The organism is Pseudomonadota bacterium, assembly GCA_030860485.1.
Taxonomy (GTDB): domain Bacteria; phylum Pseudomonadota; class Gammaproteobacteria; order JACCXJ01; family JACCXJ01; genus JACCXJ01.
Genome location: JALZID010000122.1, coordinates 1 through 8,984, shown reverse-complemented (window position 1 = coordinate 8,984; position 8,984 = coordinate 1). Strand labels below are relative to the sequence as shown.

Genomic DNA, 8,984 nt, shown 5'->3' with positions numbered 1-8,984 from the left:
CTTGTGCAGCGGACCGACGTGACACTGGCGGTGAGTGTCACGACTATTTCCGAAGCGATTCAGGAGTTAAATGGCTTAAACGCCGAAGAGTCGCAGGTGTCTTTCGATCTGACAGGTCTTCGGCGTCGCTTGGCTGAGATGAATCGGGTCCGTGAGAGCGCTTCAAACTACCATCAGGCTCTCCGTATCCAACGCGACCGTTTGCAGCTCGCCGACTGGATTAGCCAGCATCGCGGCGGCGACGAGAGTTGCCCCGTGTGCGGAGGAGGCATGGAGCCAAGCGAAGAGAAGTTGGGTGAGTTGAAAGAGGCTCTCGCTACGCTCGAAAGTGAAGCCGGAGACACCTTTGAGATCCCTGCAGCCTTCGACCGCGAATTGGGAAGGGTGCGAGCCGAGGTAAACGAGACAACGGAGAAACTCAAAGCCATCCGAATTCGTACAACAGCTCTATCGCGGCGATCTCGGGAGGCAAGTACGCAACAGTATCAAGCCAAGAGGGTTGAGCGGTTCATTGGAAACCTTGAGAACGCGTTGCATCTTCATCGTCGACTCGGTGAAGACGGTGGACTTCGTGCTGAGGTAGATCAACTGAAGGAGCAATTCCAGAACCTTAGTGAAGAGATGCGCGGTGAGAATCTCGAAGACCGGAAACGACGGGCTCTGCGTGTGGTAAACACCAATGCAGCGCGCCTGATGCCTCTCCTCGATAGCGAGCGACCAGAAGACCCGCTGTCGCTGGAAATCGACGACCTTACAGTCAAGGTCACGGGAGCCAACCGCGACGACTGCCTCTCAGAAGTCGGCAGCGGTTCTAACTGGCTCTCCTACCATATTGCCGTGACACTAGCCCTTCATCAGTTCTTCCTGAATCTTGACCACAGCCCAGTGCCAGGATTCCTGGTTATGGATCAACCGAGCCAGGTGTATTTTCCGAAGAAACTCGTTGTTCGGGAGAACGAGACACCCGAGGAGCCGCAACTCAAAGACGAAGATATCGAAGCCGTCCGCAAGGCGTTCAAGGTATTAGCGAAGGTTGTTGAGTCTGCAAATGGGCGCCTGCAAGTAATTGTGCTCGACCATGCGTCGCGCGAGGTCTGGGGTAATATCCCGAATATCGTCGCTTTCGAAGAGTGGCGGGATGGAGTAAAGCTCGTTCCGCTAGAGTGGATGTCGTAACGATAGTTGGGCTACCGCCCAACGATACGATAGCTATGTAGTTGGCTGGGTACGAATTCAAGTCCATGCCACTCGTGATTCATTGCACGCAGAAGCTGCTGGCGGAGATCCCGGACCGTTTCATTGACCCGTCCGCTTCGGGAGTAGGCTGGCACGCCAATCTGCTGCGACTCGAGCGGCGCAAGTGTGTGCTGTTCACGCATGACGATACCTTGTACTCGGTGTTCGTGCCGGGCTTGAGAAAACGGCAGTTCGAGCAGTTGGATGAGGTTTTCGGCCAGCGCCTGTTCAAGGCACTGGTGTGGGACGACTTTGCTCAAACGCAGATCGAACGGATGTTGGAAGCTTGCCGCGTGATCCGCTTCACCCGCTCCAGCAACCGCAGCGTGCTTGGCTCGATGAATGACATCCGGTTTCAGATCGGATCGTATGTAGAACACGACGGCGGCCTGACGAGCGCGGATCTGGCTCAGCTCCACCACGCGCTGAACCGTATTCCCTTTAGTGCCATTGGCTACGGGTATTCGGTCGAGCGGCTTCAGGAATACCTGGCGCGGGCGCCTGATTCGAGTGCAGCAGGAGATGAGGGAGGCGGCCAAAGCGGTTCGGACTCTCGAGTTAGAGATAGGTCTTGATGGACGTTGCGACACGCTTCTTGTCGGCGCCTCCCCGGCGCCGTCCCCCCTAGATCGGTTATCGCGGTCTCGATCCCCGTAAAAGAAAACGCGCGTTGATGGGCTCCGCCGGCCGCAACGTGATCAAAGGACGGGGCGCGATGGCCCGGTCTGAGGCAAGCCGCAGGCGCCCCTGCCGCGCGATGGTCGCCATCACCAGCACGAGCTCGCGCAGCGCGAAGGTATTGCTGATGCACACCCGCGCCCCACCGCCGAATGGGAAATAGGCGAAACGGGGTAGGCCGGCCGGGGCATCATCACCCAACCAGCGCTCCGGGCGAAACGCCTCGGGCTCTTCGTAGTAACGAGGGTCGCGGTGCATGACCCAGGGGCTCATGAACACCGTCGCGCCTGTCGGGACGCAATGGCCGTCGAGGCGGACCTCGGCGCGCGCCTCGCGGCCGATAGCATAGGCCGGCGGGTAGAGCCGGAGCCCCTCCTGGACCACGGCGCGGGTGTAGGGCAGCGCGTCCAGATCGGCCGCGCTCGCCGGGCGCCCGCCCAGAACGCCGCGTGCCTCCGCCTCTAACCCCTCGGCCGCGCCGGGATCCCGCGCCAACAGGTACCAAACGCCAGGGCCGTGGTCTCGTGGCCGGCGAGGAGCATGGTGATGGCCTCGTCGCGCAACTGCCGATCGGAGAGCGGCCGGCCCGCTTCGTCGCGGGCCGCGAGCCGAACCGCGCCGTGGCAGTGGCGATGCGCGACGGACCTGCGGCGGGACTTGGCCTCATCGACACCATCCTGGCGCGCGGCAATCGGGGACTACCACCTGGCGCACTCGGCGCGACCCCGAGATCATCGCCACCGCCGACATCGGCTGCTATGCTTATCCGCGCCGGGAAAGCCACGTGCCGGTAGTACGCGGGGCCGAACATCTGGTGTAATCGGGTCGGCTCGCCACGAGCGTGCGAGGCGGCGCCTTCCCTGCACAAAACGGGATACCATAACCTCGACGAGACCTTAGCGATGAGTGCCGGTACCGACGCGCTGGGCGACCCAAGCCGCGGCGTGCCGATCCCATTCGCCAGGAAACTGCTGGTCCAGATCGGGGCCTTCGTCAGCCTCACGATCGTGTGTCTGGCGCTGTGGGTGGTGTACCGCACCCTGCAGTCTATCCAGCTTTCGGATGTGCTCGAGCAGTTTCGAGCACTGCCGGCAACATCGGTTCTACTCGCGTTCCTGCTCACCGCCGGCGCCTACTTCGTGGTGACCGGGTATGACATGCTGGCGCTCTACCACATCGGCCGCCCGGTGCCCTACCGGCGCGCGGCGCTGGCCGGCTGTCTGGCCAACGCCTTCGGCACCAACCTGGGTTTCGCGGTGGTCACGGGTGGAGCGATTCGATACCGCATCTATTCAAACGCGGGTCTGAGCGCGCTCGAAATAGCGGGCGTGACCACCATGTCCGCGGTCACCGCCTCGCTCGGCGTCGGGTTTCTGCTGATCCTGTCGCTCTTGTTCGGGGCGGACGAAGCGACAGCGTCCGTCATCCATCTGCCGCCCGCGTTGAAACGGATGCTGGGCGGGCTCCTGTTGGCCTTCCTGGTGGTCTATCTCACCGCGGCCGTGTTCCGACCTTTGAGTATCCGCACCGAGAGCTGGTCTCTCCGTCTTCCCTCGGCAAAGACCGCCGCGGCCCAGGTCGCCCTCGGCAGCATCGATCTGATGCTCATCGGCGCCATCATCTATGTGCTCTTGCCCGCCTATGCCGAGATCAACTTCTTTGCCTTTCTGGGTGTCTTCGCAGTCGCGCTGATCGCGGGGGTCGTGAGCCATGTCCCTGCCGGCATCGGGGTGTTCGAGTCCGTCATGTTGCTGGGCCTCCCGGAGGTCGCCCCCGACGCGCTGCTCGGTGCCATCCTGTTGTTTCGTTGCGTCTACTACCTCGCGCCTCTGAGCCTGGCCGCCGTCGTCCTCGCCATCCACGAGGCCGGCATGCAGCAGGTGCGCATCGAGCGCGCGCGCGATACGGCAGCGGACTGGTTGGCCGAGATCGGCCCGCAAGTCATGGCGCTCATATTGATCTTCGCCGGGGTGGTGCTGCTGTTCTCGATCGCCGTCCCGGCGCCGGCCGAGCGCCTGGCCACACTTAGCGAGGTCCTCCCCCTGCCGGTCCTCGAGATCGCGCACGTCGTGGCCGGGATCACGGGTGTCGGACTCATCTTTTTGGCGCGCGGCCTGTCCTTACGGCTCGAGGCGGCTTATCGCCTGGCTGCCCTGCTGCTCGGGGTGGGGATCGTGACGCTCGTGTGCAAAGGGCTCATCTATGAGGGCGCCGCCGTGCTCACCGCGATACTGGTCGTGTTGTTCTATACCCGTCTGGAGTTTCGGCGCGACGGCGCGCTCTTCAATCAAGGCTTTCCGACGGAATGGACCTCGACCTTGACGGCGCTCCTGGCGGTGACGATTTGGTTAGGGCTCCTGTCCTACAAACCGGCCGAGTACTCCCATGAGCTCTGGTGGCACTTCGACTACACTGCCGAGTACGCGAGGTTCCTGCGCACCATGACCGTGGTCCTGGTGACGACCGTGGCCATCGGCCTCGCCAACCTGCTGCGGCCCGACCCGGTGCCCGATCTGCCGCACGCCGGCGGCCTCGACGAGGTGCGGTTCATCGTCAAGCAGTCCCAGAGCGCACGCGCAAACCTGGCGCTCCTCGGTGACAAGCGTTTTCTTTTCAGCGATTCGGGTAGGGCCTTCATCATGTACCGCGTCAAAGGCAAGAGCTGGATCGCGCTCGGGGATCCGGTGGGGCCGGCGGCAGAGCACGAGAGGCTGGTGCTGACGTTCCGGCAACTATGCGATCGCTACGGCGGCTGGCCGGTGTTCTATCTGGTGGACGCCGAGGGCCTGTCGCTGTACGTAGACCTCGGGCTTTCTCTGCTGAAGGTGGGCGAGGACGCCCGCGTACCGCTCGAGCGTTTCTCGCTCATGGGCCACGCGCGAAGCGAGCTGCGCGAGGCGCACGATCGGGTCCTGGCAGAGGGCGTCGATTTCGGGATCGTGGGCTCCCACGAGGTGCCGGCCCTGATCCCGGAGCTTGCGCGGGTGTCGGACGACTGGCTGGCGCACCTGGCGAAGACGGAGCGGGGCTTCTCACGGGGGTTCTTCAGCCCGGATTATGTGGCCAGGTTCCCGTGCGCCGTGGTGCGCCAGGACAAGCGCATCATCGCCTTCGCCGTCCTCTGGGTCAGTGGGGGAAAAGAGGAGCTGGCCCTGGACCTTCTGCGCTACCACCGCGATGCGCCCCCGGGCATCATGGAGTTCATGGTGTCGGAGCTCATGGTCGGCGGACGGGCGCGCGGCTATCGGTGGTTCGATCTGGGCCTGGTACCGCTGGCCGGGCACGAACGGCAACTGCCGGATCCGCTCTGGCAGCGGATCGGCAGGATGATGTATCGCCAGAGCGAACACTTCCAGGACAGCGACAGCCATCGCGGGTTCGCGGTGGCCTTGGATCCGGTGTGGCGGCCCAAATATTTAGCCTCTCCGGGTGGATTGAAAACGACTCGCATCCTGCGCGACGTGGCGAGCCTCGCTTCACGGGGCCAGGCGTGAGGCGACGGCCGCCGGGGCTTCACGGGGGAAGGGTAGCGGAGCGCGGTCCGCCCCCTCGTCCTTGAGCGCCACGCCCGAGACCCGGCGGCTGAGCGCCTCGGCGGCCAGATAACCGAGCTTCTCGGCGGCGGCCGCATAGCCGAGCCCCTCGGGCGGGCGTACGTTCGAGATGCAATTGCGCTGTGCGTCGGTGGTGCCGGGGCGCGGACCGTAGGTCAGATAGATCCCCAGGCTGTCGGCGGCGGACAGCCCCGGCCGCTCGCCCACGATCATGACCGCCGCGCGCGCACCGAGGAGCTCGCCCACCGCGTCGGAGAGCGCCACGCGCCCGTTGGGCGCCAGCACCAGCGGTCCGGCGCTCAGGTGCCGGGCCCCAAGGGCAAGCAGCACGGCCGAGAGCAACGGGAGGCCGTGCCGCTCCACGGCCGTCGAAGACAGGCCGTTGGTGACGATGAGACAGACGTCCATGGGCGAAGCCAAGCCCGCGAGGCGCTCGCGCGAGCGCTGGGTGAGCCGGCGACCGAGGTCGGGACGCCGGAGATACTCGCCGCGATCGGTCACGGCGGTCTCGACCGTGACGGGCTCCACCCCGAGGCCACGGACCTCTTCGGCAAAGCGCCCGAGGTCCCAGGGGACGTGTACCGCATCGCGCGCCTGCGCATGGGCGAGCTGGAATTCCAAAAGCGCCGCGGTCGGCAACCCGCTCCCACACCGCCCGAGCCCGATGCGGGCCTGGGTAAAGCGCCTCAGCACGGCCCAGGGATCGTTCACTCCGCCCGGTCCTCGGCCAATCGCCTCACCGTGCCGAGCAACGGAGTCGCCAGGCGCGGGCCGGCGAGGGCGTTCTTGCCGTCGAAGATCCCCATGCGGTTCAGCCACGCCTCGAATTCGGGCGCCGGACGCAGGCCCAGCACCTCGCGCAGGTAAAGCGCATCGTGAAACGAGGTGCTCTGGTAGGCGAGCATGACATCATCCGCCCCGGGCACGCCCATGATATAGGCGCAGCCGGCGACGGCGAGGAGCGTGAGCAGGTTGTCCATGTCGTTCTGATCGGCCTCGGCATGGTTCGTATAGCACACGTCGCATCCCATGGGCAGGCCCAGGAGCTTGCCGCAAAACAGGTCCTCGAGGCCCGCGCGGATGATCTGCTTGCCGTCGTACAGGTATTCGGGGCCGATGAAGCCGACCACCGTATTGATGAGCAAGGGCGAGAAGGCGCGCGCCACGCCGTAGGCGCGCGCCTCGCAGGTCTGGGCATCGACCCCGTGATGGGCGTCGGCCGACAGGGCGCTGCCCTGGCCGGTCTCGAAGTACATCACATTTTCTCCGAGCGTGCCGCGCCCAAGGGCCAGGGCCATCTCGCGGGCCTCGCCGAGCATCCCGAGATCGATGCCGAAGCTGCGGTTGGCGGCCTCGGTGCCGGCGATGGACTGGAACACCAGATCGACCGGCGCGCCCCGCCGGATCAACGCCATGGTGGTGGTCACATGCGCGAGCACGCAGGACTGGGCGGGGATCTCGTAGCGCTCCCGGATGTCCTCGACCAGGCCGAGCAGGGTATGGACGTTATCCAGGTTGTCGGTGGCCGGGTTGATGCCGATGACCGCGTCGCCGCTGCCGTAGAGCAGCCCGTCGACGATGCTCGCGGCGATCCCGCGCGCATCGTCCGTCGGGTGATTCGGCTGCAAACGGGTGGACAGGTGTCCCGGCAGACCGATGGTGTTGCGGAATCGGGTCACGTTGTGACAGCGTCGCGCAACCGCGATCAGGTCCTGATTGCGCATGATCTTGGAGACCCCGGCGGCCATCTCGGGCGTGACGCCGGAACGCACCGCGGCCAGCACCTCCGGTGTCGCGCCTTCGGAGAGTAACCATTCCCGAAACTCCCCTACGTTCTGCGAGGCGAGGGGCGCGAAGGCGTCCTGGGAATGGCTTTCGAGGATGAGGCGTGAGACCTCGTCGGTCTCGGGGTCGATGAGAGGCTCTTCGAGGAACTGCCGGAGGGGCACGTCCGCGAGCACTTGCTGGGCCACGGCGCGCTCCTCCTCGGAGCCGGCCGCGAGGCCCGCGAGCTCATCGGCCGAGCGTAGCGGCGAGGCCCTGGCCAGCAGCGTACGCAGATCCGGGAAGCGATAGGCCTTCCCGCCGAGGCTCGCGGTGTAGTGCATCGACTCCGCTCCGGCAAACCGAATCGCAGTATGCCCCGGATGGGCTGGGTGGTCCACGTCACGGGCGCCCGGCCGGGATGTCGGCGATTGGGCTCAGTCGGGCACGATCACCACCCCTTGGGGCGGACACGGGGGTCCGCCCCTACCGTCGGGGATCGGCTCAATCGGGCACGATCGCCACGGCGCGCAACGGCCCGCCGCTCCCTCCCCTGATCTTCATGGGCAGGGCCACGACCGTGAATCCCGACTCCGGCAATTGTTCCAGCCCGGCCAGGTTTTCAAGGGCCGGGATACCCGCCCGGAGCAGAGCGATATGCGTCTCAAACCCCCGCGACTGGCCGTAGTCGATGCTGGCCGTATCGATCCCCACGGCCTTGACCGTGCGCTCGCTCGCGAGCCAGCGGGCGGCCTCGGGATGTAACCCGGGAAAGTGCAACTTCGCGATCGCGCCCGCACCAAGCTCTGCGGTGCCGAGATAGCGCCGCCGCTCCGGCCAATACCGAGCGTAGCCGGTGCGCAGGAGCACGATGGCGTCATTCAAGCTGCGCCCCTCATTCGCTTCCCAGTCCTTCAGATCACCGAGTTGGATCTGGTAATCGCGGTCCCGCAGACATTGATCGGTCACATCCACGACCACGCCCGGCCCGATGAGCCTCTCGAGTGGGATCTGCTCGAGCGGTGCCCCGCCCTCGTAGAAGTGGATGGGGGCATCGATGTGAGTCCCCCCGTGCTCGGCTGCCTCGAAGCGATGCGCGGCGTAGTAATAGCCCGCCTCGCTGTGACCTTCGACGCCCTTGATGAGTTTGAATCCCCCCTCTGTCGGCCAGTAGACCGTCTGTTCGTCGAAGGCGTGGGTGAGGTCGATGTAACGCCCGAGCGCGCTCTCGCCGGGTACGAGTGGCCTCGCGGCCGGGCGTGGAACGCAGCCGCCGGCGGTGATCAAGAGCGCGGCTCCCAGGCACAGGGCCAAGCCACCCAAAATAACGAATATACAGGGGATCGGGACACGCACGCGCCACACTGCCATCGTCCCTGATGGGCGCGGTCCAGGTACCGACAGGCCCGTGTACCCCCCTTTCGGATATCGGTTGGCATATCGGCTCGGGCGCATAGGTGTGGGAGCGTGACCGGATCGGGATCCAGGATATACCGAAGCGATAGGGTACGCACGGAGCCAAAAAAAAGACCCCGCGGTTGCGGGGCCTCAGACATCAGGCGCCATCCCTGGCGTTGACGCCGGCCGTCACTGGCCGGCCGAACTGATACTAATTCGACTTCTTTGGGCTAGCAGCCTGTCGGACTTAGCGTGGAACTTTTCAAGCGCGAGGGGATCGGATCGGTCAGGGTTCCGATGAGCGAGCGCGCATGAGCCATTTCCGTCCCTGTGATCGTGACACCCCTTACCTGC

The 8,984-nt window shown here is 65.1% G+C and carries 8 protein-coding genes; 4 read left to right on the top strand and 4 right to left on the bottom strand.

Annotated elements, in window-relative coordinates:
* The coding region (locus tag M3461_06925; GenBank protein MDQ3774108.1) for a DUF3732 domain-containing protein at positions 1–1,176 on the top strand (1,176 nt) is incomplete at its 5' end.
* A 65-nt stretch (positions 1,177–1,241) separates the two neighbouring features.
* Positions 1,242–1,811 (top strand): hypothetical protein, encoded by a 570-nt coding sequence (locus M3461_06920; protein MDQ3774107.1) that lies wholly within the window; start codon positions 1,242–1,244, stop codon positions 1,809–1,811.
* A 58-nt stretch (positions 1,812–1,869) separates the two neighbouring features.
* Here M3461_06920 and M3461_06915 read toward each other — a convergent pair whose 3' ends face one another.
* On the bottom strand, positions 1,870–2,409 hold the full coding sequence (locus M3461_06915; GenBank protein MDQ3774106.1) for a cytochrome P450: 540 nt from the start codon (positions 2,407–2,409) through the stop codon (positions 1,870–1,872).
* A 29-nt stretch (positions 2,410–2,438) separates the two neighbouring features.
* Here M3461_06915 and M3461_06910 point away from each other — a divergent pair, with 29 nt between their 5' ends.
* Together M3461_06910 and mprF are read left to right on the top strand one after the other, a co-directional pair.
* Positions 2,439–2,708 (top strand): hypothetical protein, encoded by a 270-nt coding sequence (locus M3461_06910; GenBank protein ID MDQ3774105.1) that lies wholly within the window; start codon positions 2,439–2,441, stop codon positions 2,706–2,708.
* 108 nt (positions 2,709–2,816) lie between these two features.
* A complete protein-coding gene (gene mprF, locus M3461_06905; protein ID MDQ3774104.1) occupies positions 2,817–5,408 on the top strand; it encodes a bifunctional lysylphosphatidylglycerol flippase/synthetase MprF in 2,592 nt (863 codons plus the stop codon).
* On the opposite strand, the gene eutC is transcribed toward mprF, so the two are convergent.
* The 3 genes from eutC to M3461_06890 form a co-directional block, all read right to left on the bottom strand.
* On the bottom strand, positions 5,391–6,179 hold the full coding sequence (gene eutC, locus M3461_06900; GenBank protein MDQ3774103.1) for an ethanolamine ammonia-lyase subunit EutC: 789 nt from the start codon (positions 6,177–6,179) through the stop codon (positions 5,391–5,393). The genes mprF and eutC overlap by 18 nt on opposite strands.
* Positions 6,176–7,576, bottom strand: a complete 1,401-nt coding sequence (locus tag M3461_06895) for an ethanolamine ammonia-lyase subunit EutB (protein ID MDQ3774102.1) — start codon at positions 7,574–7,576, stop codon at positions 6,176–6,178. Before M3461_06895 ends, eutC begins: the two co-directional genes overlap by 4 nt.
* Positions 7,577–7,736: 160 nt before the next feature.
* On the bottom strand, positions 7,737–8,603 hold the full coding sequence (locus M3461_06890; GenBank protein ID MDQ3774101.1) for a cyclase family protein: 867 nt from the start codon (positions 8,601–8,603) through the stop codon (positions 7,737–7,739).
* Between the last annotated feature and the right edge of the window lie 381 nt (positions 8,604–8,984).

Excerpts from the sequence above, each read along its gene's own strand:
- M3461_06920 (MDQ3774107.1), top strand. The coding sequence starts at position 1,242 with ATGCCACTCGTGATTCATTGCACGCAGAAGCTGCTGGCGGAGATCCCG.
- M3461_06890 (MDQ3774101.1), bottom strand. The coding sequence starts at position 8,603 with ATGGCAGTGTGGCGCGTGCGTGTCCCGATCCCCTGTATATTCGTTATT.
- mprF (MDQ3774104.1), top strand. The coding sequence starts at position 2,817 with ATGAGTGCCGGTACCGACGCGCTGGGCGACCCAAGCCGCGGCGTGCCG.
- M3461_06895 (MDQ3774102.1), bottom strand. The coding sequence starts at position 7,576 with ATGCACTACACCGCGAGCCTCGGCGGGAAGGCCTATCGCTTCCCGGAT.